Source organism: Mesorhizobium sp. M0830, from assembly GCF_040319965.1.
In the GTDB taxonomy this organism is placed as follows: Bacteria; Pseudomonadota; Alphaproteobacteria; order Rhizobiales; family Rhizobiaceae; genus Mesorhizobium.
Window position 1 is genome coordinate 36899 of the sequence record NZ_JAMYOR010000037.1, and the last position, 25146, is coordinate 62044.

Annotated in this window: 25 protein-coding genes; 6 read left to right on the forward strand and 19 right to left on the reverse strand. The window is 61.6% G+C overall.

Annotated elements, in window-relative coordinates; all coding sequences use genetic code 11:
• Positions 1–168: 168 nt before the first annotated feature.
• Complete coding sequence (locus tag NKI20_RS21080) at positions 169–423, forward strand: type II toxin-antitoxin system VapB family antitoxin (protein WP_023762078.1); 255 nt, start codon at positions 169–171, stop codon at positions 421–423.
• Entirely contained in the window at positions 413–841 is a 429-nt protein-coding gene (locus NKI20_RS21085) for a type II toxin-antitoxin system VapC family toxin (protein ID WP_352663473.1), read from the forward strand. The genes NKI20_RS21080 and NKI20_RS21085 overlap by 11 nt, the downstream gene beginning before the upstream one ends.
• Before the next feature lie 3 nt (positions 842–844).
• On the opposite strand, the gene NKI20_RS21090 is transcribed toward NKI20_RS21085, so the two are convergent.
• The 14 genes from NKI20_RS21090 to rpoZ all read right to left on the reverse strand — a co-directional run bounded on the left by NKI20_RS21090 (position 845) and on the right by rpoZ (position 15299).
• A complete protein-coding gene (locus NKI20_RS21090) occupies positions 845–3610 on the reverse strand; it encodes a DUF2339 domain-containing protein (RefSeq protein WP_352833845.1) in 2766 nt (921 codons plus the stop codon).
• 79 nt (positions 3611–3689) lie between these two features.
• Positions 3690–4208 carry a PaaI family thioesterase gene (locus tag NKI20_RS21095; protein ID WP_352833849.1) on the reverse strand — a complete coding sequence of 173 codons (519 nt, stop codon included), beginning with the start codon at positions 4206–4208 and terminating at the stop codon, positions 3690–3692.
• Positions 4205–4981, reverse strand: coding sequence for a DNA repair protein RecO (gene recO, locus NKI20_RS21100; RefSeq protein WP_352599210.1), 777 nt, complete (start codon positions 4979–4981; stop codon positions 4205–4207). The genes NKI20_RS21095 and recO overlap by 4 nt, the downstream gene beginning before the upstream one ends.
• Before the next feature lie 136 nt (positions 4982–5117).
• Complete coding sequence (locus NKI20_RS21105) at positions 5118–6287, reverse strand: porin (RefSeq protein ID WP_352833852.1); 1170 nt, start codon at positions 6285–6287, stop codon at positions 5118–5120.
• 389 nt (positions 6288–6676) lie between these two features.
• Positions 6677–7570, reverse strand: coding sequence for an aminoglycoside phosphotransferase family protein (locus tag NKI20_RS21110; protein WP_352833854.1), 894 nt, complete (start codon positions 7568–7570; stop codon positions 6677–6679).
• Between the two features lie 82 nt (positions 7571–7652).
• Entirely contained in the window at positions 7653–8579 is a 927-nt protein-coding gene (gene era / locus NKI20_RS21115; protein WP_352833857.1) for a GTPase Era, read from the reverse strand.
• On the reverse strand, positions 8576–9331 hold the full coding sequence (gene rnc / locus NKI20_RS21120) for a ribonuclease III (protein ID WP_352833860.1): 756 nt from the start codon (positions 9329–9331) through the stop codon (positions 8576–8578). The genes era and rnc overlap by 4 nt, the downstream gene beginning before the upstream one ends.
• Complete coding sequence (gene lepB / locus NKI20_RS21125; protein WP_352599221.1) at positions 9331–10080, reverse strand: signal peptidase I; 750 nt, start codon at positions 10078–10080, stop codon at positions 9331–9333. The genes rnc and lepB overlap by 1 nt, the downstream gene beginning before the upstream one ends.
• A gap of 78 nt (positions 10081–10158) precedes the next feature.
• A complete protein-coding gene (acpS, locus tag NKI20_RS21130) occupies positions 10159–10572 on the reverse strand; it encodes a holo-ACP synthase (RefSeq protein ID WP_023762088.1) in 414 nt (137 codons plus the stop codon).
• Entirely contained in the window at positions 10569–11168 is a 600-nt protein-coding gene (locus NKI20_RS21135; protein WP_352599223.1) for a DUF2062 domain-containing protein, read from the reverse strand. The genes acpS and NKI20_RS21135 overlap by 4 nt, the downstream gene beginning before the upstream one ends.
• Before the next feature lie 251 nt (positions 11169–11419).
• The gene (locus tag NKI20_RS21140) at positions 11420–11800 is read right to left on the reverse strand and encodes a VOC family protein (protein ID WP_352728226.1); all 381 of its coding nucleotides are present in this window, start codon (positions 11798–11800) and stop codon (positions 11420–11422) included.
• 66 nt (positions 11801–11866) lie between these two features.
• On the reverse strand, positions 11867–12445 hold the full coding sequence (gene pyrE, locus NKI20_RS21145; protein WP_023762092.1) for an orotate phosphoribosyltransferase: 579 nt from the start codon (positions 12443–12445) through the stop codon (positions 11867–11869).
• A 95-nt stretch (positions 12446–12540) separates the two neighbouring features.
• Positions 12541–14769: a RelA/SpoT family protein gene (locus NKI20_RS21150; protein ID WP_352833866.1), complete on the reverse strand. Its 2229-nt coding sequence runs from the start codon at positions 14767–14769 to the stop codon at positions 12541–12543.
• 128 nt (positions 14770–14897) lie between these two features.
• A complete protein-coding gene (rpoZ, locus tag NKI20_RS21155) occupies positions 14898–15299 on the reverse strand; it encodes a DNA-directed RNA polymerase subunit omega (RefSeq protein WP_023762094.1) in 402 nt (133 codons plus the stop codon).
• A 328-nt stretch (positions 15300–15627) separates the two neighbouring features.
• Between rpoZ and NKI20_RS21160 the strand changes: the two genes are divergently transcribed.
• Both NKI20_RS21160 and NKI20_RS21165 read left to right on the forward strand, forming a co-directional pair.
• Complete coding sequence (locus tag NKI20_RS21160; RefSeq protein ID WP_023762095.1) at positions 15628–16209, forward strand: LabA-like NYN domain-containing protein; 582 nt, start codon at positions 15628–15630, stop codon at positions 16207–16209.
• Positions 16210–16220: 11 nt separating this feature from the next.
• Positions 16221–16877: a uracil-DNA glycosylase gene (locus NKI20_RS21165; protein WP_352833870.1), complete on the forward strand. Its 657-nt coding sequence runs from the start codon at positions 16221–16223 to the stop codon at positions 16875–16877.
• A 41-nt stretch (positions 16878–16918) separates the two neighbouring features.
• On the opposite strand, the gene NKI20_RS21170 is transcribed toward NKI20_RS21165, so the two are convergent.
• Genes NKI20_RS21170 through dapA form a run of 3 tightly spaced genes read right to left on the reverse strand, consistent with a single transcriptional unit; the run spans position 16919 to position 19049 of the window.
• A complete protein-coding gene (locus tag NKI20_RS21170) occupies positions 16919–17629 on the reverse strand; it encodes a glycoside hydrolase family 25 protein (RefSeq protein ID WP_352833872.1) in 711 nt (236 codons plus the stop codon).
• A 33-nt stretch (positions 17630–17662) separates the two neighbouring features.
• Entirely contained in the window at positions 17663–18142 is a 480-nt protein-coding gene (gene smpB, locus NKI20_RS21175) for an SsrA-binding protein SmpB (protein ID WP_256745670.1), read from the reverse strand.
• A 25-nt stretch (positions 18143–18167) separates the two neighbouring features.
• On the reverse strand, positions 18168–19049 hold the full coding sequence (gene dapA, locus NKI20_RS21180; RefSeq protein ID WP_352833876.1) for a 4-hydroxy-tetrahydrodipicolinate synthase: 882 nt from the start codon (positions 19047–19049) through the stop codon (positions 18168–18170).
• Positions 19050–19340: 291 nt separating this feature from the next.
• Between dapA and NKI20_RS21185 the strand changes: the two genes are divergently transcribed.
• On the forward strand, positions 19341–21392 hold the full coding sequence (locus NKI20_RS21185; protein ID WP_352833879.1) for a lytic transglycosylase domain-containing protein: 2052 nt from the start codon (positions 19341–19343) through the stop codon (positions 21390–21392).
• 335 nt (positions 21393–21727) lie between these two features.
• Entirely contained in the window at positions 21728–22627 is a 900-nt protein-coding gene (locus NKI20_RS21190) for an alpha/beta fold hydrolase (protein ID WP_352833882.1), read from the forward strand.
• A gap of 61 nt (positions 22628–22688) precedes the next feature.
• On the opposite strand, the gene NKI20_RS21195 is transcribed toward NKI20_RS21190, so the two are convergent.
• Together NKI20_RS21195 and NKI20_RS21200 are read right to left on the reverse strand one after the other, a co-directional pair.
• Positions 22689–23780, reverse strand: coding sequence for a tyrosine-type recombinase/integrase (locus NKI20_RS21195; RefSeq protein WP_352833886.1), 1092 nt, complete (start codon positions 23778–23780; stop codon positions 22689–22691).
• A 239-nt stretch (positions 23781–24019) separates the two neighbouring features.
• Positions 24020–25144 carry a porin gene (locus tag NKI20_RS21200; protein ID WP_352833889.1) on the reverse strand — a complete coding sequence of 375 codons (1125 nt, stop codon included), beginning with the start codon at positions 25142–25144 and terminating at the stop codon, positions 24020–24022.
• Positions 25145–25146 lie beyond the last annotated feature (2 nt).

Consider the following 25146-nt stretch of genomic DNA (forward strand, 5'->3'; position numbering starts at 1 on the left):
GACCGGCTAAATTATTCCCGGCAGAAAACTGAGAGGGTATCTCGTCTTTCCGCACGATAGACGAAAACGCATCCGGCAGAATTGAAAATCCGCCCGGGAGAATGTATATTCAAAATCGTATATTCTGTATATTCAACTTAAGATATACGTCTGACGAGGAAGCCGAGTATGTCGCTTTACATCCGTGATGACGAGGTCGACGCGCTGGCTCGCCAGTTGCAGTCTGCGATCAAGGCGCCGACAAAGACGGAAGCGGTCCGGATTGCCCTCAAGCGCGAGCTTGAACGGACGAACGCCGTCCTTCCATTGAGCGAGCGCATCAAGAAGTTTCAGGACGCTGCAAGCGCGCTTGGTCCTCGTGACCCGAACTTCGACATGAAAAAATTCATGGACGAAGGATGGGGAGAACCTGATGTTCCTTGATGCTTCGGCTATCATCGCGATCCTCCTGCAGGAGGCAGATGCGGACAGTCTGCTAGGAAAAGCTGAACGTGCCGACAAGCTCTATTTTTCTCCGAGCTCCGCATTCGAAGCGATCATTGGGATAGCCCGCAGTACATCCCTGGCGGAAAACGGCGACCAAGCCCTGACACCAGCAGTCTTAATCGATCGGTGCCAAACGATCGTTGTAGGCTTCCTGGCCGAGCTTAGAGCTGTAGAGATACCAATAGATGCACGAATCCGCGAACTCGCCATCAAAGCCGCTCGCGACTATGGCCGATATGTGGGCCATCCCGCCAAGCTGAATTTCGGAGATTGCTTCAGTTACGCGTGTGCCAAGGCTCACCGGATACCGCTGCTCTACAAGGGCAACGATTTTTCGCAGACCGACCTGGCTTGAGCCCTACCCGACTTCAGATTTGGCCGCCCGCGTCAGCAGCCGCTGATAGAACAGACCGATGCCGATCAGCACGGCGCCGAGGCCGATGAAGGACAGTGCCCTGAGCACACCTTCCAGCTCCGACATGTCGAAGATGAAAACCTTCAGCACGGCGATCGCGATCAGCGCGGCGGAGGCAATGCGCAGCACCTGCGACTTCAGCCATACGCCGGCGGTGAGCAGGGCGACGCCGATGATCAGCCAGAGCGCCGAATAGGTGTAGGTCTCCAACTGGCCGAGCCCGCTCCACAAGCCGATGAACTCGCCCTTGAACAGCCGCCTGACCGACAGTGTGGCATAGGCCAGGGCAAGCACGGCCGCCACCACGGACAGCATCTGCGCATACCATTTCGGCCGCTTGTCCCTGGTGTAGAGCGCCAGCCCGCCGGCAGCGATGGCCGGCAAGAGATAGGCGAGGAACAACAGGTTGAACACCGGGATCCGGCCGGTCGATTCGTCTGACAACAACGGGTTCAGCACCACGAAGTGCCGGATGACGATGAAGGCGACCGAAGCCACACCGGCGGCCATCGAACCATAGCGCAGCACCGAGCTTGGCGAACGCATGTCGATGGCGACCAGGATGGCGCCGGCGCCGATGGCGATCAGCGTGTAGATCGCCTGTTCGGCGAGCGTCATAGCACCCGTGTCGATGACGCCCCCATGCATGGCATGGCGCACCAGCATGGCGAGCGTCAGCAGCGCAAACAGTGCCGCTGCTGCTTCCATAGCCAGGCGCGGCCTGCCATTGCCAGCCATTGGTAGTGTGGGGGTGGTGCGCGCGAGCTGCCAGGCGGCGAAGCCGAAGGCCAACGCCGGCACACCGTAGCCCGGCAGCAGCCAGTTGAACACCGGTGTCGTGGAGAGGAACTCCGCACCGACGATGGTCGGGTCGAAGGCGACGCGGCCAAGCACTGCGATCACCGCGCCGACCGAAATCCAGCCGAGCACCGGATAGGAGCGCCAGCGCGTGGCCAGCGCCGGCACGATGGCCGCCGCACCGAGCAGGATGGTGGTCCAGCCGGAATCGAAAGCCATATGCAGCATCAGGAGACCGGCGACGGCCGCGCCGCCCAAGGCAAACGACACCACGATACCACCCTTGAGGGGCGGATCCTCGGCCCGCGCGATCCACTCGCCGCCGGCGGCGAAAACGACGACCAGCAGTGCCGCGACGGCGGCATAGACAAAGTCGCGGTCGAGATTGCCGAAGGTGAACCAGAGCGCCACCAAGATGACCAGCGGAACGATGACGCCCCATGCCGCCCATGAGGCGGGGCGGATCTGCGTTCCGGCGGCGAACCTGCGCGCGGCCCAGAAGCCGGTGCCGATGAAGACCAGGCCAAGTGCGATGCCTATGCGCATTGTCAGCGCATTGGACATGGCCACTGGCAGTCCATCGACGCCCAGCGCCCCGCCCGAAAGGTCGGAAACGATCGATGTTGGGGGGATAATGCCGAGGTAGATCAGCACGGTGACCAGTCCGGCGGCATAAAGCAGCGGCAGCGCCAGCGGGTGATAGAGCGCCACGGCCACCATTGCGGCGATCACCACCGCGCCCGGCAAGGCATAGCCGGCGGCGGCGAAGACCGGGTCGACCGACAGGCCCAGCGCCGAAAATGCGACGAACAGGCCAGGCACGATGGACGGCCAGTCGAAAACGCTGGCTTGCACGGCTTCATCGCCACGGCGGGCGAGCCAGACAAGGGCGAGCACGGCCAGCGTGACGGCGTCGATGAACAGGATGGCGGAGAGGTTCGCCTCCGGCGCATCGGTCATGTAGAGGATGGTCCAGGCACCGGTGCCGAAAAAGGCCGCCGCCATCAGCGCCTTCCAGTCGCGCATGCGGGCGATGATTCCGGTGGCGGCAAGCACGATCGCGAGATAACCGAACAGCGCCCAGGGATTGGGTGCCTGCGAGGCGACCAGCACCGGCGTCACCATGGCGCCGACGAGGCCAATGCCGGCCAGCGCCTGACCATGGACAAGGGCGGCGGCGATCGTCGCAACGCCGATGGCGCCGAGCAGCGTGAAGGCGAATGCCGGGCCGATGAAGCCATAAATGCCGTGCGCGGCATAGACGGTGCCGAACAGGATGAAGGCACCGGCGGCGGTCAGAATCGCTGGAATGTAGGCACCGGCAACGCCTTGCACCGGCACTCTAAAGCCTGTGCGACGGATGAACTCGCCGCCGGCGACCAGCACCAGGCCGAGCACCGCGGCCATGGTCAGCCTTACGCCGGGGCCGAAAATACCGGCCTCTATGGTGTAGCGGATCAGGAACAGGCCGCCCAGCGCCAGCGCGATGCCGCCGACCCAGACCGCCCAGCGGGTGCCGAGTGCCGTTTCGACATCCGACTGGCGGGCGGCTCTCGCCGGAGCGGTCGGCGCGGAAGGTTCCGCTGCCTTCGGTGCCGTCTTGCTTGGAGCCCATGGCCCGGCCTCCGGGGCTTCCTCTTCCGTGGCGGGCGACCGCTGTGCGACCACGGGCTCGCTTATCGCTGGCGAGGGAATGTCGGCCGCGACTGCTACGGCCGGAGCCACATCGGCGGGCGCGCTGTCGGGTGAGGCCCGTTCGGACGGCCTGGCCTTGGACGGCACGACGCCTGAAAGCACGAGGCTGCGCAGCGCGCCAAGCTCGCGCTCGATCAGGCCGATGCGGCTTTGCTGGCGCGAAACGATGACGAACAAGGCGATGATGGCGACAAGGCCGATCAGGCTCTCAAACATGGCGGTTCCCCCAAACCAGGCCGGTTTTCGCTGACAGTTTTAGTGACACTCAAATGCGGCGGCCAAACGGCCGCAAAACTCAAACTGCCGTCAGATTGGCGGCCGGAAAGATCGAGCATGTTTCGGTGCCGAAAGCCAGCAGCTTGCCGCCGGCATCCTTCAACGTCGCTTCCGATACGGCCAATGTGCGACCTTTGTGAATGACTTTGCCCTCGCAGACCACCTCGCCGGTTTTCGGCGTGATGGGTCGCGTCAAGTTCACCTTGAACTCCGCTGTCGTGTAGGCCTCGCCCTTTTCGAGCAGCGTCTGCACTGCGCAGGCCAGGGCCGAATCGAGCAGAGTCGCCGCCCAGCCGCCATGTACGCCGCCCAGCGGGTTGAGATGGCGCTCATTGGGTACGCCGCGAAACACGGCACGGCCTTCCGACACTTCGGTCAGCGCGAAGCTGAGCTGGAAGGAGATTGGCGGCGCAGGGTACTTGCCGTCGACGATGCGCTGCAGCAATTCCAAGCCGGTGTATTTCAGGATGTCGGCATGCGGAATGGTGCCGAGGCCGAGCAGCGAGACCCGGCCCGGATAAAGCTCGACCTCGCTCATGTGATGATTTCTCTGGCCGCATCCTCGCCGGCTATGGTCTTGCCGCGCGCATGGTGTTTGCGCAATGCGGCGAGGAAGCCGGCGCGAGCGTCGGGCGGCTCTATGCCGCGCGGCTCATAGACGTGGCGGGTTAAGAAGAAACCGGTCAGCTGGAAGGCGTCTTCGACATCAGTCGGATCCGCGCGCAGGCCGGAGCCGCGCTGCAAGAAGGCCGGCAGAGCCAGCATCTTGTCGCGCCATGGTGCGCCTGCTTCACGCGATACAGCGCGACCCGATTTTGGCGAGACATAGGCCAGGTCCTGCCGCGTGCCGGTAGCGGCGCATTGACTGAGATCGAGGCCAAAGCCGAGTTCGTCCAGAACCAGAAGCTCGAAGCGCGCCACCAGTTCGCCGGCGGCATCGGCATCGTCGAGATGGGCGATCATCACGGCAAGCGTTTCGTAGAGACCTTCATGCGCGTCGCGCTCGGGCAACAGCCGCAGATGCGCGGCCATGGTCTGCAGCCCGTAGACGGCGACGGCACTGTCCATCAGGCGGGCCGCGTTCATCTCTATCGCCTCGGCCTGGAACGTGCCGAGATGCTCGTCAAGGCGCGCCCGCCACAACAGGTCGACACGATTGCCCGGTTGGAGGACAGGCTGCTGCTTGCGCGAACGGCCGCCCCGAACAAGGCCGAGATGACGGCCATGCGTACGCGTCATCACCTCGAGAATGGCGCTGGTTTCGCCATGCTTGCGGGTGCCGAGAATGATTCCCTCGTCGCGCCATTCCATGCCCTAAGCATTTCACCGGTTGGATAGCGAAATCAAGGGTTGGGTTTGATGCTTGACGGGCTGATGCCGGCACAGCGCATAAAAAAACCGCCCGCAGCATATCGCTGCGGGCGGGCTGGTAAGGTCAGTCGATCCGTTAGAACGAGCGCTGGAAGCGGAGAATGCCGCCGACGCTGCTCTTCTTGTTAGCCTTGGTCCAGTTGTTGAAGTCGGCGTCCTCGAACTTACCAGCATTGAGGTAGTCGACTTCAGCCGTGACCGTAAAGCCGGGCACAACGGTATAGGCAACGTTAGCGGCGACGCCGAGGTTCTTCCAGTCGTCATAAGAGACCTGGGCGTTGAACGCGGTCTTGTCGTTGAACTTGTAGGTGCCGCCGCCCCAGACCGCCCAGTTGCCGCCCCACTGCTTGTAGAAGCCGCGACCACTGGCATCGATGGCGTTGCCCGCATTGTCGTTGAGATTGTCGTCCGTGCCGTAGCCGCCCATGATGAACAACGTCAGTTCCTTGCTCACGTTGACGTCCAAACGAACCTTGCCGGCCACTTCCTCGTAATTGCTGTCATAGGCGACGACGCCCGTGAGCGCACCCCAGTCGCCCTTGTACTTCAAGCCGCCGACGACATGCGGAACATAGCTGTCGATGGTGCCGACCTTGCCGGCGCCTTCTTCAAGAGAGACCAACCCCGTGAGACCGTTGCCTCCGTCGAAGTAGTACTGAACGACGTTGCTCTCCTGCCCGCCATACGGAACCAGCGTGTCCTGGACGACGTTGCCGGCGTAGCCGATGAACGTATCGAAAGCAGTATCGTCCTTGCCGACGCGCAGGCCGCCGAGCTGAATCCAAGCGAAACGCAGCGAGAGAGACTTGTTACGGCCTTGCCAGTCGTTCGCGTTGGTGGCGCTTTGATCAGAATAGTCGCCGCTGCTGTTGCCGTAGTTGAAGCGGGTCTCGGTGTAGGTCTTAAGGGTACCGAGCTCGGTCTCCTGACCGGTCCAGGTCTTCAGTGTGAAGCGTGTGTTCTTGTAATAGGTCGAATGAGTGCTGTCGCTCTGATGGTCAGGGACATGGTTGACACCATCAAGCGAGCCGGCATCGCCGACGCCGATGTCATAACGGACATAGCCGCCGATGCGCAGGCAGGTCTCGGTGCCCGGAATGTAGAAGTAGCCGGCGCCGTAGACGTCGCAGATCTTGACGTATTCGGCCGGTTCCGGTTCGGCGACGACGACAGCGTCCGCGGCGCGCGCGCCGCTGACCGCGACAAGTGCCGCGGCTGAGCCGAGAAGGAGGCTCTTGATGTTCATTTTCTGACCTCTCCAGTCAAAGTTTTAAATGGCTTTCGGATTTGTGGCTGGCGGCAATGTTTTCCCGCCTCATCCCCACAACGAAAAAGGTTCGCACCGCGCCCCCTTTTCGAGGGCGAACATACCCATCGATCTTCGGCCTTCAATGACGATTTGGGAAATAACGGTGATTCCTTGAAACAGTTTAATACCGTGTTGCACAAATAACACTTATGCATATCTCGATGGCACAATCGGCACGACGTCATATATTCAATATATATTTCGATAGTTTCGCGGCTAATCATATATTTCAACCAGAGAACGCTGAACAATATCGGCCCGTCCTATCAAAATAACGGAATCTTTCAGACATCAATCGGGGTTCTTGGCCGCATCGCCGTGGCGCGTCAGGCCCGCTGCGCGTGTTCGGCAAGCACTTCGTCGATCACATATCGGGATTTCTCAAACTCGACCGGATTGACGTCTATCTGCCCGGCAACGGTGATCAGCGCCTTCCAAAGCGTCCAGCCACGACCGCGCGCCCACATCGCCTGATCAGCCGGAACGCCGGCGCGGAACGCTTCCCGGCTTTTGCCTTCAAACAGCGTCCATGCGATCGCCAGATCGCAGGCGGGATCGCCGACGCCCGAGGTTCCGAAGTCGATCACCGCGCTGAGCCGGCCTTGCCTGACCAGCAAGTTTCCCCAACTGACGTCACCGTGGAACCAGACCGGCGCGCCGTGCCATGTTGCGGCAAGCGCTGCTTCCCAGACCGCGCTGGCGGCGGCGGTATCGATCTTGCCGTCGAGGGCAGCAATCGCTTGCCGCGCTTCGTTGTCATAGACGGTCAGCGGTCCGCCCCGAAAGAAGTTGTGCTGTGCCGGCGCCGGGCCGCCTGTGGGATCGATACGCTGCAAGGCAACCAGGAACGCGGCCAAATCCGTCGCGAATTGCGGCAGGCTGGCGATACGCTCCCGCTTTGCCGTCTCGCCTTCGATCCAGCGGTAGATGGACCAAGGCCAGGGATAATTTTCAGCCGGAACTCCCATCGCCAACGGCACGGGGATCGGCAGCGGCAGCAATGGCGCCAGCCTTGGCAGCCAGCGGTGCTCCTTTTCCACTTGCAGGGAATAGGCCGCGGCGCTCGGCAACCGCACGGTCATCTCGTCGCCAAGATGGAAGGTCCTGTTGTCCCAGCCGCCAAACTCGACCGGCCTGACCGCAAGATCCTTCCAGCGGGGAAATTGAGTGGCGACCAGTCGGCTGACAAGCGCTGTGTCGATGTTCAGCCTGCTGACCATGGACCGGAAGCGGATTTATTGAGCATAGTCTTTTCCGGGTCCCGCTTTTTCCATGCGTGGACCTTCAGGTCCGGATCCCGCATTAGCGCGGAAACTCGAGCCCCATCTCGCGGTAGCGTTCGGGGTCGTCGCCCCAGTTCTCGCGCACCTTGACGAACAGGAACAGGTGCACCTTCTGTTCGAGGATGCCGGCTATCTCCATACGCGCCGCTTGGCCAATGGCGCGGATGGTCTCGCCTTTGTGGCCGAGCACGATCTTCTTCTGGCTGTCGCGCTCGACATAGATCGTCTGGTCGATACGCACCGAGCCGTCCGGCTTCTCTTCCCATTTCTCGGTTTCGATATGCGAGGAATAGGGCAGTTCCTGATGCAGCCTGAGATAAAGCTTTTCGCGGGTGATCTCGGCGGCGAGCTGGCGCATCGGCAGATCCGAGATCTGGTCTTCCGGATAGTACCATGGGCCGGCCGGCAGAGCCTCAGCCAGATAATCGAGCACGTCCTTGCAACCGGAGCCGGTGAGCGCCGAAACCATGAAGGTGCGCTTGAACGGCACCCTTTCGTTGGCCGCCGCCGACAAGGCCAGCAGCGCCTCGTGTTTGACGCGGTCGACCTTGTTTAGGATCAGCACCATAGGCTGGCGCACATCTTTCAACCGTTCCAGGATGGCGTCCGCGTCGCCCCGGATACCACGCTCGGCGTCGATCAAAAGCAGCACGATATCGGCGTCCTTGGCGCCACCCCAGGCGGTGGTCACCATCGCCGTGTCGAGCCGCCGCCTCGGCTTGAAAATGCCGGGCGTGTCGACGAAAACGATCTGCGCATTGTCATGCGTGGCAATGCCGCGCACGATGGCGCGGGTCGTCTGCACCTTGTGCGTGACGATCGACACCTTGGCGCCGACCAGCTGGTTGACCAGCGTCGACTTGCCCGCATTGGGCGCGCCGATCAGGGCGACGAAGCCGGAATGCGTCGGGGCAGCTTCCATTGCCGGCTCTTCGGTAGCGGTCATGCCGCGCTCCCTTCTCTAGAGCGCCCCGCGCCCTCCGTTTTTTGAGCCGATGCGGTTGCCCAGACGCCTTCGCGCAAAAGAAACGCCGAAGCCGCTGCTTCTTCGGCGGCCCTGCGTGAGCCGCCGGTGCCGCTTATCGGCGCAAAGCCGCGGACCTGCAAGGACACCGTGAAGACAGGTTGATGGTCCGGGCCTTCGCGCCTTTCGATCACATATTCGGGGCGTGCATCGCTGGTCTTGGCAATCCATTCCTGCAAATCGGATTTCGGATTGAGCGGCTTTGTCACCACCGACCGCGAGCGCGGTTCCCAGTAACGCAGGACAAACCGCCGCGCGGCCTCGATGCCGCCGTCGACGTAGACCGCCGCGATCAGAGCTTCGACCGCATCCGCCAGATAGTTTCCGCCGGAGCCACGCGACCGCATCTTCAAGGCAGCGTCGGCCCGGACCAGATCCTCGAGCTGCATTTCGATGCCGATCTCGGAGCATGTTTTCGCATCGACCAGCGCGTTGAAGCGCGGCGCGATTTCACCCTCCGGGGCGTCAGGGAACCTTTCGAAAAGCATATCGGCGACGACGAGCCCAAGCACGCGATCGCCAAGGAATTCCAGACGCTGATTGTTGCTTGCCGCCTTGACCGCACTGGAATGCGTCAAGGCGGTCTCAAGCAAGCGGATATCTTTGAAGACGTGGCCGGTCTTGGCCTTCACCAAACCGGCCAGTGTTTCGCCTGTCGGGCGCTTCAAAGCCATCAATTGACGAAGTGGAACAGGCGCGAAGCACGCATCAGCGACGGCCATTTCCAGATTTCGAGCGGGCTCGCCTTGCCGGCGATAGAGAAGAAAACAAGATTGGCGCGGCCAACCAGATTTTCCGCGGGAACGTAGCCGACAGTGAAACGGCTGTCGGCGGAATTGTCCCTGTTGTCACCCATCATGAAATAATGGCCGGGCGGCACGTCGAATTCGCGCGTATTGTCGCCGATCGAGTTCGAATTCAAGTCGAGCGTGTCGTAGCTGACGCCATTGGGCAAGGTCTCGCGATAGACGTCGATAGGGCGCGATTCCTCGGTAATGTCGGGATTGTCGATCTGGCCGGTTTTCACGCGCGGCACGCCTTCGCCGTTGATGAAAAGCTGGCCGTCCTTGACCTGGATCTTGTCGCCGGGCAGGCCGATAACGCGCTTGATGTAGTCGACGGACGGATCCGGCGGGAACTTGAACACCACCACATCGCCACGCTTTGGCTCGGAGCCCCAGATGCGACCCGAAAAGATGTCGGGGCCGAAAGGCAGCGAATAGCGCGAATAGCCGTAGGACCATTTGGTGACGAACAGATAATCGCCTTCCAGAAGCGTCGGCCGCATCGATCCCGATGGGATCGAAAAGGGTTGGAACAAGAGCGTGCGGATGACCAGGGCGAGCAAAAGCGCCTGCACGATGACGCTGACGGTCTCGCCAAGGCCGCCGGATTTCTTCACAGTTTTTTCAGCCACGCTCATGTCGTCCTCGATTGTGCGTTGGATGGTATAGAGTCTCGGCGCGCGCTGGGCAACGTCAATGCCGGTCGTCAGATGCAATCAATGTGGCGCTTCTTCGACGGGCAACGCCTCGATGATCACAAAGGCTTGGGCGAGCGGGAAATCGTCCGTGATTGTGAGATGGATTGCCGCCCGATGACCGTTTGGCAGGATTTTGGCCAGCCGCGCCTGTGCGCCTCCCGTCAGCGCCATGGTCGGCGCGCCGCTGGGCATGTTGACGACACCCATGTCGCGCCAGAACACGCCCTGCGCCAGACCGGTGCCCAGCGCCTTGGCACAGGCCTCCTTGGCGGCGAAGCGCTTGGCGTAGGACGCCGCACGCGCCCGGCGGTTCTCGGAGCGGGCCTCTTCGACCTCGGTGTAGATTCTCTGGATGAAACGCCGACCGTGACGTTCCAGCGACTTCTCGATGCGTCTGATATCGATCAGGTCGCTGCCGATGCCGATGATCATCGTGCGGCGGAACCGATGCTGGCGCCAGGATGAGACGATTGCTGATGTCGGCGTGCACGCTCGGCCAGGCGCTTGCGCCGCTGCTCGCGGAAAGCGTTCATGCCCCAGCGCGTGACGCCATAGAACAGCAGTCCGAACACCAACCCGAGAGGAATCGCGCCGATCAGCATCGGCTCAAGGATAGGTTTCCACAATTGCGCAAAGGACAGGCTATGCAGCATCTCGCCCAGATGTGCCGGCGGCCCGTGCTGCGGCAGGCGATCATGCAGGATGAGCTTGCCTGTTTCCCAGGAGGCGCCCCACAGCAGAGGAAATGTCAGCGGATTGCCGAAGAACACCGCGCCGAGTGCCGCCGCGACGAGATTGCCGGCAATCACCCAGCAAAGGACGGCGGCGATGATGAAATGGAAGCCGACGGGAAAGAACGAAGCGAAGACGCCGGCAGCGACGCCGGCCGCCACCGCGTGCGGTGTGGCCTTCAGCCGCAGGATGCGTTTGGAAAAATATTGAAGGGAGCGCGAAAACGAGCGGCGCGGCCAAAGGTAGGTGCGCACCCGTTCGAATAGGCCATCAGGCTTGCGGCGTCGAAAAAGCACTCTGTTCCCGTTCCACAGGTTCCGCGCCGGCACTTTCAGCCGGACGTGACAGCCACATCTTGCGCTTGACGATCACCCTATGGCAATCGCAACCTTGATATAGCGACGCGCTGGCGGGAGAACAACCAAACCCTTTCGTGCGCGCTTGTTGCCGCCTTCGCGGTGGCAGTCCTTGCTTCGAACATTGGACAATAGCGGCGAATTTAAGGAACGGACAGTCGGATCGCCGAAAGGCGTAGCCTGGCCTGCGGCTATGGGAGGTATTCGCTGACCTCGATCAGATTGCCGTCCGGGTCGCGGAAATAGACCGACATCATCGGTCCTCGGGCCCCGACACGTTCGACCGGACCTAGTTCCACCACCACATCATTGGCAGCAAGATGGGTGCTGACTTCGCCCAACGGCCGGTCTGTGATCAAGCAGAAGTCGCCCGAGCCCGGCGTCGGCGCCTTGGCTTTCGGCTCGAAGGTGCGGCTAACCTCATGCACATTGATCTTCTGGGTGCCGAAAGCCAGTGCTGTCGGCCGGCCCGGCGTATCGATGCGTTCAAAGCCCAGCACGCGCTGATAAAAGTCACAGGTCACTTCCAGCGAAGCGACCGTCAACACGAAATGATCGATGCCGGCAATCATATCCAATTTGTTTTCATGCATCTCGTTACCCCAAAACCGCTCCACACTTTTGGGCGACATGGATGGTCAGATGTTGCGGCTGCCGGGCTTGATCGCCGGGATGGCGGCCAGCTCCGGCGGCAGCCGGTCGGCCGGATAGGCCGGAACCTCATATTCGGCGAGTGCGATCAGCGGCACGCCGACATCCGTCTTGCCGGCCGAACGGTCGATGATGCAGGCCGCGGCAACCACTTCGGCGCCAAGCTCGCGCAGGCACGCGACGGTCTCGCGGATCGACAGGCCGGTGGTGACGATGTCCTCGACGATGACGACGCGCGCGCCCTTGGTGATCTCGAAGCGGCGCAGGCGGAACTCGCCCCCTTCCCGCTCGACCCAGATCGCCGGCACGCCGAGATGGCGCGAAGTCTCGTACGCCGGGATCAGCCCGCCGATTGCCGGGCCGACGACGTAGTCGATCTTGCCGGGCACGCCAGCGCGAATCTTCTCGGCCAACGCCGTGCACAGCCGTTCGGTCTTGTCGGCATGCATGAACACGCGCGCCTTCTGCAGGAAGACCGGACTGCGCAGGCCCGAGGTCAAAATGAAATGCCCTTCCAGAACAGCACCGGCCTCGCGGAAAATGTCCAGCACTTCATCAGTGTTCATTGTTTGCTCCATGCGGTGAATGGTGAATGGTGGTGAGCACCTTCTTTCACTATTCACTATTCACTATTCACTATTCACTATTCACTATTCACTATTCACCCGTTCACACGCCGTGCGTCGCTGACGCTCGAATTATCCTTGAGCTGCGACAGCAGCCGGTTGAGATGCTTCAGATCCCAGACCTCGAGATCGATCAGCATCTCGGTGAAGTCGGGCGCGGTACGCACCATCGACAGCGTGTGGATGTTGGCGTCGTTCGATGCCACCACCTGGGCGATATCGGCGAGCGAACCCGGTGCATTGATGGCGGTGACCGAGACGCGCGCCGGAAAGCGTTCCTTGGTGCGCTCGTCAATGTCCCATCGCACGTCGATCCAGCGTTCTGGCTGATCATCGAAAGCCTGCAGCGCCGGCGACTGGATCGGATAGATGGTGATGCCGGTGCCCGGCTGGACGATGCCGACGATGCGGTCGCCAGGGACCGCGCCTTCCGGCGCGAAACGCACCGGCAGGTCGCCGCGCACGCCGCGGATCGGCACGGCGCCATCACGTGGCTGGTCCTTGTCCTTGCGCGCGGCGCGGCCCGGAATCTGGAATAGCATGCCGGCGGCATTGCGGATCTTCGACCAGCCCTCCTCGCGCGGCTTGGGTGCGGCCGTGGTGATGCGCTCGTCCTTGTAGTCGGGGAATACTGCCTTCATGACGTCGGCGGAGGCAAGCTCGCCACGCCCGACCGAGGCCAGCACATCCTCGATGTCCTTGCGCGCCAAGCGGTGCAGCACCTGCTTCAGGCTCTCCTTGGTGAAAGTCTTGCCGGCGCGCTCGAAGGCGCGTTCCAGGATGCGGATGCCGAGACCTGAATATTGCTTGCGGATGGCGTTCTTGGTGGCGCGGCGGATGGCCGAGCGCGCCTTGCCGGTGACGACGACCGATTCCCACGCCGCCGGCGGCACCTGTGCCTTGGAGCGGATGATCTCGACCTCGTCGCCGTTCTTCAGTTCCGTCATCAGCGGCATGATGCGGCCGTTGACCTTGGCGCCGACGCAGGTGTCACCCACATCGGTATGCACCGCATAGGCAAAGTCGATCGGTGTCGCGCCGCGCGGCAGCGCAATCAGCATGCCTTTCGGGGTGAAGCAAAATACCTGGTCCTGGAACAGCTCCAGCTTGGTGTTTTCGAGGAAATCCTCGGGATTGTCACCCTCGGCAAGCTGCTCGATGGTGCGCCGCAGCCAGGCGTAGGCGTTGGTCTCTTTCGAGATCGCATGGGCGGCACCGTTCGTCTTGCCGCCGGTATCCTTGTAGATCGAATGGGCGGCGACGCCGTATTCGGCAATCTTGTTCATCTCTCGGGTGCGGATCTGCAGCTCGACGCGCTGACGCGACGGCCCGACGATCGTGGTGTGGATCGATCGGTAGTCATTCTGCTTCGGTGTCGAAATGTAATCCTTGAAGCGGCCCGGCACCATCGACCATGTCGTGTGAATGGCGCCAAGCGCCCGGTAACAGTCCTCGATGGTGTCGACGACGACGCGGAAGCCGAAAATGTCTGACAGCTGCTCGAAGGACAGCGCCTTGGCCTCCATCTTGCGGAACACAGACCACGGCTTCTTCTGACGGCTTTTCACGCTGGCATTGATCGCATGCTTCTCGAACAGCCCCGACAGCGCCTTTTCGATCTCGGACAGCACACCCTTGTTGCGCTCGAAGATTTCGGCGAGCCGGGCAGTGACGGCGCGATGGGCCTCCGGATTGATGAAGCGGAAGGCGATCTCCTCGAGCTCTTCGCGCATGCCTTGCATACCCATGCGTCCGGCCAGCGGCGCATAGATCTCCATCGTCTCCTCGGCGATGCGCAGGCGCTTGGCCTCCGGCATATGGTCGAGGGTTCGCATGTTGTGCAGGCGGTCGGCGAGCTTGACCAGAAGCACGCGGACGTCTTCCGAAATCGCCAGCAGAAGCTTGCGCAGGTTTTCCGCCTGCTCGGCCTTCTTCGACACGAGGTCGAGCTTCTTCAGCTTGGTCAGTCCCTCGACCAGCTTGCCCATTTCGGACCCGAACAGCTCATCGATCTCGGCCCGTGTCGCCGTGGTGTCCTCGATCGTGTCGTGCAGCAGGGCGACCGCGATCGTCGCCTCGTCCATATGCATTTCGGTGAGGATGGCGGCGACTTCGAGCGGATGCGAGAAATAGGGATCGCCGGAAGCGCGTTTCTGGTGGCCATGCTTCTGCATGGCATAGACATAGGCCTTGTTGAGCAACGCCTCGTTGACGTCAGGCTTGTAGCGCTGGACGCGCTCGACAAGCTCATACTGACGCATCATGGGCGGGATCTCGCAGCGGTGAAATGATTGATGCGCCGCACTAGCGTACGGCGCATCTCCTAGATAGCCACGAAACTGACTGGACGGAAGTGCCGGAAACGTATTCCAGGCAGGCCCAGAGCGCTCGCTTAGTAGTCGTCACTCTTTTCCGGCGGTACCAGGCCCTCGATGCCGGCCAGGAGATCTTCCTCGGTCATGCGATCGAAGGTGATGTTCTCCTCGGTGTCGTCGGCGTCGGTGGCCGCGACAGCGGCGCCGGTCTGATCGGCAATCGCTTCGCCATCAGCTTCGGGCTCGTCGACCTCGACATGCTTCTGCAGCGAATGGATCAGATCTTCCTTGAGGTCGTCGGGCGACAGGGTCTCGTCGGCGATCTCGCGCAGCGCCACGACCGGGTTCTTGTCGTTGTCACGCGGCACGGTGATCGGTGCGCCCTGGCTGATCTGCCGGGCGCGGTGGCCGGCCAACAGCACCAGCTCGAAGCGGTTGTCGACCTTGTCGATGCAATCTTCAACGGTTACGCGGGCCATGGATGCCCCTTTCATGCGATGGATTTGATGGAAAACAGGCGCGGTCCATAACCCGAACGCCGCCAAAATACAAGCATCATGGCAATGGCGGGACTGCAGGGCGCTCATTCTCTGGGTCAAACACCCGATTCCGCAAAATCAGCCTGTACGTATGCGTTCGGTGTTCCGATCACAATTGCTTGCTGTGCTGCGACACGCCCTTGGATTGCCGCGAAACTGGCGCTATCTCGGATGGCATAGAGGTCAGCCGGTTTATTATGAGCCTGACCGAACGTCGCTATCGCATTTCGTTAAGACGGCCATTTATTTCGAGAAGGAATAATTTTCCATGTTCGACCCTCGTGAAAAAATCGCCCTATTCATCGACGGCGCCAATCTCTATGCGACGTCGCGCGCGCTAGGCTTCGACATCGACTATCGCAAGCTTCTGGCGAGCTTCCAGAAGCGTGGTTATCTGCTGCGCGCCTATTATTACACGGCGCTGGTCGAGGATCAGGAATACTCCTCGATCCGTCCGCTGATCGACTGGCTCGACTATAACGGCTTCAAGGTGGTTACCAAGCCGGCCAAGGAATTTACCGACTCGACGGGCCGCCGCAAGATCAAGGGCAATATGGACATAGAGCTCACGGTCGATGCGCTGGAACTCGCCGATGTCGTCGACCACTACGTCATCTTTTCCGGCGACGGCGATTTCCGCACACTGGTCGAGGCGCTGCAGCGGCGTGGCCGCAAGGTGTCGATCGTCTCGACCATGGCCTCTCAGCCGCCGATGATTTCCGACGATCTGCGTCGCCAGGCCGACCATTTCATCGACCTGACGACACTGAAGAACGAGGTTGGCCGCGATCCGTCCGAGCGGCCGGTGCGCCGGCCAGAGCCGGCCGAAGTCGACGAGGACGACTATTGAGGCCGGTCGCTTTGACCGCCCGTTCCGCATCCGAACCCGATCGCGATTGCCCGCTCTGCCCACGGCTGCATGATTTCATCGCCGAGTGGCGGCAGCGCGAACCGTCCTGGTTCAATGCGCCGGTGCCGACTTTCCTGCCGCCGGAAGGCGATGCCACGGTTCGGTTGCTTATCGTCGGACTGGCGCCTGGCTTGCGCGGTGCCAACCGTACCGGACGCCCTTTCACCGGCGACTTTGCCGGCGACCTGCTCTACTCGACCCTGATTTTGCACGGCTTTGCACGCGGCGAGTTCAAGGCTCGGCCGGATGACGGACTGGAACTGGTCGGCACGGCGATCACCAATGCGGTGCGCTGCGTCCCGCCGGAGAACAAGCCGGCGGGCGCCGAAATCGCCACATGCCGTACGTTCCTGGTGCCGACGATTGCCCGGTTCCCCAATTTGCGCGCCGTACTGGCGCTGGGATCGATCGCGCACCAGTCGACGGTGCGGGCACTGGGTAGGCGTGTCGCCGCCTATCCGTTCAAGCATGGCGGACAACTGCCGGCCGGGGACATCACGCTGTTTTCGAGCTATCACTGCTCACGCTACAATACCAATACCGGCGTGCTGACCGAGGCGATGTTCGTTGGTGTTTTCAGCCAGATAGCGACATTCCTGCGGACGTAGCGGATGTTCTGCGGGGAATAGAATCTGGCGTCGGCAGACTGTCAGCGCAGCGGCGCAGACAGCACGTTCAACACCGCTGGCCCACCCTGCAGCACATTCAGGTCGACATCGCCATCGATGCCGTCGACGCGACCCCTGTTGTGGTATTGCCACAAGACCCAGTCGTCACGGTCCGGCTGCTGAAGCAATGAGCGAAGCCAAAGCGGGCGCGCAGTGATGCGCCCGGCATAGGTCCGCGCGGCCTCGTCGGTCAGATAGATGATTGCCGGCTTGCCGAACGCCGCCTCGACAGGCGAGAGGAACGCCGCCAGTTCGGCGCTAAGTTGCTCCGGAGTTGGTCGCTGCGGACAGTTGCCGCCGAACTCGATGTCGACGACCGGCGGCAGCAAGGGCCGATCGCGCGGTACCACCGAGATGAAATTCTTCGCCTGGTCGCCACCTGGCCGGCAGAAGGTGAAGAAATGATAGGCGCCGACAGCCAGACCGGCAGCCCGGGCCTCTTCCAGATTCCTTGCGAAGGCATCGTCGATGTGGTCACCACCTTCCGTCGCCTTGATGACGGCAAAGGCGACATCGTCGGCGGCAACGCGCCGCCAGTCGATCCGGCCCTGATGATGGGAGACGTCAATGCCCCTGACCGGATATCTATCGCGGTCCGGCGAGAATGACCTGAAATAGAGATAGCCGCCCGCTGCGACGAAACATACCACGGCAAGGCTGGCCAAACCCAAGAGGACAATCCGGTTCTTCAAACGAATGGCCCCAGCCTACCCGCGCTGTTTTACCTACCCACGCTCTTTCAAGAGCCGACCCTTCTCGCGCGACCAGTCGCGCTGCTTCTCGGATTCGCGCTTGTCGTGCAACTTCTTGCCGCGACCGACCGCGAGCAGCAGCTTTGCGCGGCCCTGATCGTTGAAATAGATTTTCAGCGGCACCAGGGTCATGCCTTCGCGGTCGACGCTTTGCGCCAGTTTCGCCATCTCGCGCTTGTTGAGCAGCAGCTTGCGGCGCCGGCGCGGCTCGTGATTGAACCGGTTGGCCTGCAGATATTCCGGCAAATACGAGTTGATCAGCCAGATCTCGCCGCCTTCGACCGAGGCATAGCTGTCCTGGATGTTGGCCTGGCCCTGGCGCAGCGACTTGACCTCGGTGCCGGTCAGCACCAGACCGGCCTCGACCGTGTCGAGCACCTCGTAGGAAAACCGCGCCTTGCGGTTTTCCGAAACGGTCTTGTTGTTGGGATCGGCTTTTCTGACTTGATTCATGATGTGGAGAGGTGGCGCCTCATCGCTAATTAATCAAGCCGGCGTGCTTCATCGCCGCATCGATCTTCTCTGCGGTCGATTGTTCGATCGTGACCAGCGGAGAGCGCAGCACATTCTCGACCTTGCCCAGTTGAGACAGCGCATATTTCGCGCCGGAAACGCCAGGCTCGACGAAGATCGCCTTGTGCAGCGGCAGCAAACGGTCCTGTAGTTCCAGTGCCTTCGCGCTGTCGCCGGACAGGGTCGCCTCCTGGAATTCGGCACACAGCCGCGGCGCGACGTTCGAGGTCACCGAGATGCAGCCGACGCCGCCATGTGCATTGAAACCAAGCGCCGAAGCGTCCTCGCCCGAAAGCTGGATGAAGTCCTTGCCACATGTCGCGCGCTGCTCGGAGACCCGTTCGACCTTGCCGGTCGCATCCTTGACGCCGACGATGTTCTTGAAGTCGTGCGCGAGCCGGCCCATCGTCTCCGGCATCATGTCGATCACCGAGCGCGGCGGGATGTTGTAGATGATGATCGGCAGCTTGGTCGCCCTGGCGACAGCCGCGAAGTGCTCGTACAGGCCGCGTTGTGTCGGCCTGTTGTAATAGGGCGTGACGACCAGAGCGGCATCGGCGCCGGCCCTCTCGGCATATTGTACCAGGCCGACGGCTTCCTCGGTATTGTTGGAACCGGCGCCGGCGACGACCGGAACGCGTCCCTTGGCCACCTCGATGCACACCTTGACGACCTGGCGATGCTCGTCATGCGACAGCGTCGGCGACTCGCCGGTCGTGCCCACGGGAACCAGTCCCGCCGTGCCCTCCGCGAGTTGCCATTCGACGAACGCGCGAAAGGCTTTCTCGTCGAAACGCCCGCTCTTTTCGAACGGTGTCACGAGCGCAGTAAGCGAGCCTCTCAGCATATCGTCCAACTCCTTGGGACTTCATTGTTTATGCAGGCCATCGTCCCAAAACCGGTATCCAGTTCTTGGGCGACATGCATCGGTGTTTTGTCGTGCGCGCCTTCTAGCCGAAAGCGAAGCGGCGCACCATAGTCTCGACATTGTTGCGCGGCAAGCATTGCCATGGTGTCAGCGCGCAATTCGAACGGCCTCGCTAACTCTTTGTTTACGAGCTCTTCACGACCTAAGTTTAGGCTTCGAGCCTTCTCGGCCTGCTGGTAGAATGCCAGGACAGGGAAAGACGTAAAGATCATGCTGGCCAGTCGGCCTCACCTCTTAGCGCTGCTTGGCGCCACGCTCTCGCTGATGCCGGGCATGGCGATCGGCGGTAGCGTCGATGTACAGCTCACTTCGGCCATTCCGTTGCCAAGCTCGGCCATTCCGATGCCCGGTCTGCGGGACAAAGCGCAAGAAGATACCTCGCCCGGCGTCACCCTTTTGAAGAGCGGGCTGGATGCGCTAGCGGCTGGCGACAGTACCAGCGCCCGTGCGGTGCGCGATGCCCTTCCCGCCCATTCGCTCGACCAGCACATCCTTGCCTGGGCGATCGCGCTTTATGGCGGCGACAAGGTTCCGAGCGGCGACATAGCCGCCGCGGCGAAGATGCTGCCCAACTGGCCGGGCACCGTCGCGCTGCGCAAGAACAGCGAGCGCGCACTTTATCGCGAGAACCCTGCCGCAGACGTCATCATTGCGGCATTCGACGGCAGCCAGCCGCAGACATTCGAAGGCGTGATGGCGCTTGCCCACGCCTATGTGGCATCGGGCAACGTCAAGGCGGCGCGTTCGGTGCTGTCGCCGTTCTGGCGCACCGCGATCCTGGAGGCCAAGGACGAGACGGCGCTGATCAAGGAGTTCGGCAGCCTGATCCCGGCTGCCGATCACCGTTTCCGCATGGAGCGCATGTTCTATGCCGACCGCGCAAATTCCGCACTGCGTGTCGCCGATCTCGCCGGCGCGCGCCAGCTTGCGGACGCCTGGGCAGCGGTCGGCAAAAGTGACAAGAGCGCTGCCAAACTGCTGAAGGCGGTGCCGGCGGCACAACGTTCGGCCGGCTATTTGTTCGCGCAAGCCGAATATCGGCGCAAGCAACAGGATTTTGCCGGCGCCGCAGCCATTGTTACGCAGGCACCGACCGATCGCGATGCACTGGTCGATCCTGATGCGTGGTGGGTCGAGCGCCGGGTGTTGTCGCGCGAACTGGTCGACCAGGGCGACATGAAGACGGCCTACCGGATCGTCGCAAGCCACGCCGCCGAAAGTGCCACCGATGCGGTGGACGCCGAATTCCATGCCGGCTGGTACGCGCTGCGTGGCCTGAACGACCCCAAGCTCGCGGCAACGCATTTCGAGGGCATCGCCGACCTAGCGCAGGGGCCAATGACGCTGTCGCGTGCCTATTACTGGCTCGGCCGTGCGGCGGAAGTCGGTGGCCCGGGCAACGCCAAGGACTATTTTGCACGCGCCGCTGCCTACGGAACGACATTTTACGGCCAGCTTGCCGCCGAACGTGTCGGCCGGCAGGCGCTGAACATCGTCTATCCCTCGCCAAGTGCCGCCGACCGGCAGACTTTTGCCGGCCGCGAGGCGGTCAGCGCCATCAAGCGGCTGCAAGAAGCAGGCTACGACCGCTACGCCGAGACGCTCTATCGCGACCTTGCCGGGCAGTTGACCAGTCCGGGCGAACTGGCGCTGCTGGCTGTCCTTGCGGAAAAGCAGGGCAACCATTTCATGGCGCTGAAAATCGGCAAGATTGCCGGCGCGCGTGGCATCGATGTCGGCGCGCTGTCGCATCCGCTCGGCGTCATTCCCGATTCGGCCGATATTTCCGGCTCGGGCAAGGCGCTGGCCTATGCGATCGCGCGCCAGGAAAGCGAGTTCAATATCGGCGCCGTTTCGAGCGCAGGCGCGCGCGGGCTGCTGCAGCTGATGCCGGGAACCGCCAAGCAATTGGCGAAGAAGGCCGGATTGCAGTTTTCGCAGATGCGGCTGACCACCGACGCCGGCTATAATGCGACGCTGGGCGCCGCGTTCCTCGGCGAGCAGCTCGAACGCTTCAACGGCTCCTACGTACTGACTTTCGCCGGCTACAATGCCGGCCCAAACCGGGCCAGCCAGTGGGTGGCCCGATACGGCGACCCGCGCGGTAAGGACATCGATGCGGTCGTCGACTGGATTGAGCGGATTCCCTACACAGAAACAAGAAGTTACGTGCAGCGCGTGATGGAGAATTACGAGGTCTACAAGATGCGTATTTCGGGCAAATACGACATTGTTGGAGACCTGGTGAACGGGCGGAATTGAGGCATGATAGGTGTGACCGCCTTCTTGTTGCGGTATTTGCCCAGCGCTCTACATCTTTGAGTCGAGTCCCTTCACATCCCCCTCTGCCCTACCGGGCATCTCCCCTGCAAGTGGGGAGATCGAATGTCACGCCGGCCTTTGCCAATCTCCAACACCACAGGATGGGCTGAGCGCCGACGCTGCCAATCTTCCTCCTTGCGGGGGAGATGGCCGGCAGGCCAGAGGGGGTGCTGTCCCGCCAAATTTCAAAATTTCCCGCGCTACTTCCTTCAATTTGACCGTCCGTGCCGCCGCCTGTAGCAGTCGCAGACGATCTACACGACGGAGGAATCCGCATGCCAAACCACGAAGGCTTTTCCGATTTTTTCTATGCCTCAACGGATGGGCTCAAGCTTCACGCCCGGATTTATGGCGAGGCAAATGCCACAGGTTGGCCGGTCGTTTGCCTACCCGGCCTCACCCGCAATGCGCGCGACTTCCATGAGCTCGCGCTCTACCTTTCAGGCAGCGCGAAGCAACCGCGCAAAGTCATCGCTTTCGACTATCGCGGGCGCGGCCAATCCGACTACGACCCCGACATCGGCCACTACAATGTCGGCGTCGAGGCTGGCGACATCCTTGCCGGGCTGGCGGCGCTCGGCGTCAATGAGGGGGCCTTCATCGGCACGTCGCGCGGCGGGTTGATCATCCATGTGCTTGGGATGATGCGGCCGGCTACGCTGAAAGCCATTGTTTTCAACGACATCGGACCGGTGATCGAGGCGGCCGGGCTTGCCCACATCCAGTCTTATCTCGAGCGCGACCGGACACCGAAAACCCGCGCACAGGCGACTGCCGCCCAGCGCAGCGTGCATGGCAAGGACTTCCCTGCCCTTGCCGGGGCGGATTGGGATCGGATGGTATGGGCCCTCTGCCGCGAAACGGATGGTGGCCTGGTGCCGGATTTCGACCCGAAGCTGGTCGACACAGTTGCCAGTCTCGACCTGACGCAGCCGCTGCCTGATCTATGGCCGCAATTCGAGGCGTTGGCAGCGATTCCTCTGCTCACCATACGCGGCGCCAATTCGCAGTTGCTGTCCCCAGACACGCTGCAACAGATGAGAGAGCGCCATTCCAAGATGGAAGCGATAACCGTCGCGGATCAGGGCCATGCACCATTCCTCGAGACCAGCAGCCTGCCCGACGACATTGCAGCTTTTCTCGACCGGGCCGAACAGCAGAATAGCCCTGAATAAAGTCCAAGAATAAACAGCGTCCCGCCAAAACTACTATAGTATAGACTTGCTCTTCCAGTCGCTATTTGGCTTTTGCACTTTTCCTGGGCGCTTTCGGCAATTCCTTTGCCGCAGCGGCTTCGCCCCTTAGTTTCCGCGCTGCGGTCGGCGACGAAGGCACCGTCACAGGCGAGGAAAACACGGAGCCTTGCGCGCAGTTGCCGGCCGGCTGGGCCGATCGAGGCGTTTCCAGCACGATGACACAGCCGTCGAGATCGTTGGTGGCCAGATGCGCGTAGCGCATGGTCATCGACAGCGTCTGGTGGCCGAGCCACATTTGCACGCGCCTGATGTCGATGCCGCCCTGGACAAGACGCGAGGCGCAGGTGTGGCGCAATATGTGCGGCACCACCTGGTCGTCGGCGCCGAGGCCGACTTCGGCCTTTGCATCGTTCCAGATGGCACGGAACTGTGCCTGGCTGAGCTTGGTGAACGGTCCCTTGGGCCGGCGGCCTTCGGCGGGTGGCAGCTTGATGACCTCCTTGACCCGCTCGGTCATCGGAATGGTGCGGCTGCGACCGGATTTGGTGATCCAGAAACTGACGCGATGCTCCTGAATGTCATTCCAGATCAGCCCGAGCGCCTCACCGAGACGGCATCCGCTATCGACCAGGAAGACTGAAAGCCTATAAGCGTCCTCGCTGCGGCTCTTGATGGCGGCGAACAGCCTGGCCTCTTCGTCTCTCTCGAGGAAACGAATCCGCCCCGCCCGCTCCTTCTGGCGGCGGAACTCGGGCAGGCTGTGGATATCTCCCATTTTATGAGCCTTGCGCAGCAGTTTGCTGAGAGCAGCCATCTTTCGATTGATGGTTGCGTTGCTGTTGCCGCGCTGGCGCAAGGTGCCGATAAGGTTGTCCAGGGTACTCTGGTCAAAGGCGCTGAAACGCTCCCCAAGGAGAATTTCATCTATTTCGCCGATGAATGAGCTGACATTGTACTTATGCCGCCCATCATCCCACAATATGTCCCGGTATGCTAAAAAAAGCTCTCCGACCCTGCACGACTTTACTTCTCTGATCTTGTTGTAACTGTATCGTATCGTCGAATTTTGAGAAGAAAACATCGAAAAATGATCAGAGGGCTCACCCTCTTGAATCGCTTCGTTCGTCATCATTTGCCACACCCCCGAGTGGGATAGATCAGCCCTATCCGCTTGGAGGCGTCCTTTCAAGAGATTTGAATCACGCAGTTGTGATTTCATCCGCCCATCAGCGGATCCCACGGAATCACACACGGACCCTATTCAGCTACCGTTCCCCCTGTTCCTTCTGTTTTCCTTGACCCAGTCACGAAACAAAAACAGCCCGGGCGTTGAAACGCCCGGGCTGGATTTCACCTGTAAGGAGCCAGCCCTTAGAACGAGCGCTGGAAGCGGAGCATGCCGCCGATGTTGCTCTTGCTGTCGGCATTGGTCCAGTTGGAGAAGTCGGCGTCGTCGAACTTGCCTGCATTGAGGTAGTCGACTTCGGCCGTGACCGTGAAGCCAGGAACAACATCATAGGCGATGTTCGCTGCGACGCCGAGGTTCATCCATTCGTCATACGACATCTGAGCGTTGAACGAGGTCTTCTCGTTGAACTTGTAGGTGCCACCGCCCCACACTGCCCAGTTGCCGCCCCACTGCTTGAAGAAGCCGCGACCGCCAGCATCGAAGACATAGCTCGGATCCGACAGGTTGTCGTCGGAACCGTAACCGCCCATGACCCACAGCTGTATGGCGTCATTGACGTTCACGTCCAAGCGGACCTTGCCGGCGACTTCTTCGTAGTTGCTGTCATAGGCCACGACACCGGTGATGGCGCCCCAGCCCTGCGTGTACTTCACGCCGCCGACGACATGCGGAACGTAGCTGTCGATCGTGCCAGCGCCGTAGAAACCATCGGTGCCAGCGCCCGAACCTTCTTCAAGAGACAGGACTGCCGAGAAGCCGTTGCCGGCATCGAAGTAGTACTGGATGACGTTGGTGTCGAAATCGCCGTAGGGAACCAGCGTATCCTGGATGACATTGCCGGCGTAGCCGATGAACGTATTGAAGGCCGATTCGTCCTTACCGACGCGCAGGCCACCGAGCTGGATCCAGGCGAAGTTCAGCGAGACGCCCGAGTTGCCAGCAGGATTGCCAGATGCGGTGGCATAGCCGTTGCGATTACCGAAGTTCCAGCGGGTCTCGGTGAAGGTCTTCAAGGTGCCGAGTTCGGTTTCCTGGCCGGTCCAGGTCTTCAGCGTGAAGCGGGCCTTCTTGCGCCAGGTATCCTCCTCGGTGCCATCCTGCACGTCACGGGTCTTCGCGCCGTCGAACGAACCGACGTCGCCGCCGCTGATGTCGTAACGCACATAGCCGCCGATGCGCAGGCAGGTTTCGGTGCCGGGGATGTAGAAGTAGCCAGCGCCGTAAACGTCGCAAATCTTGACGTATTCAGCGGGTTCCGGCTCGGCGACGACGACGGCGTCGGCGGCGCGCGCACCGGAAACTGCGATCA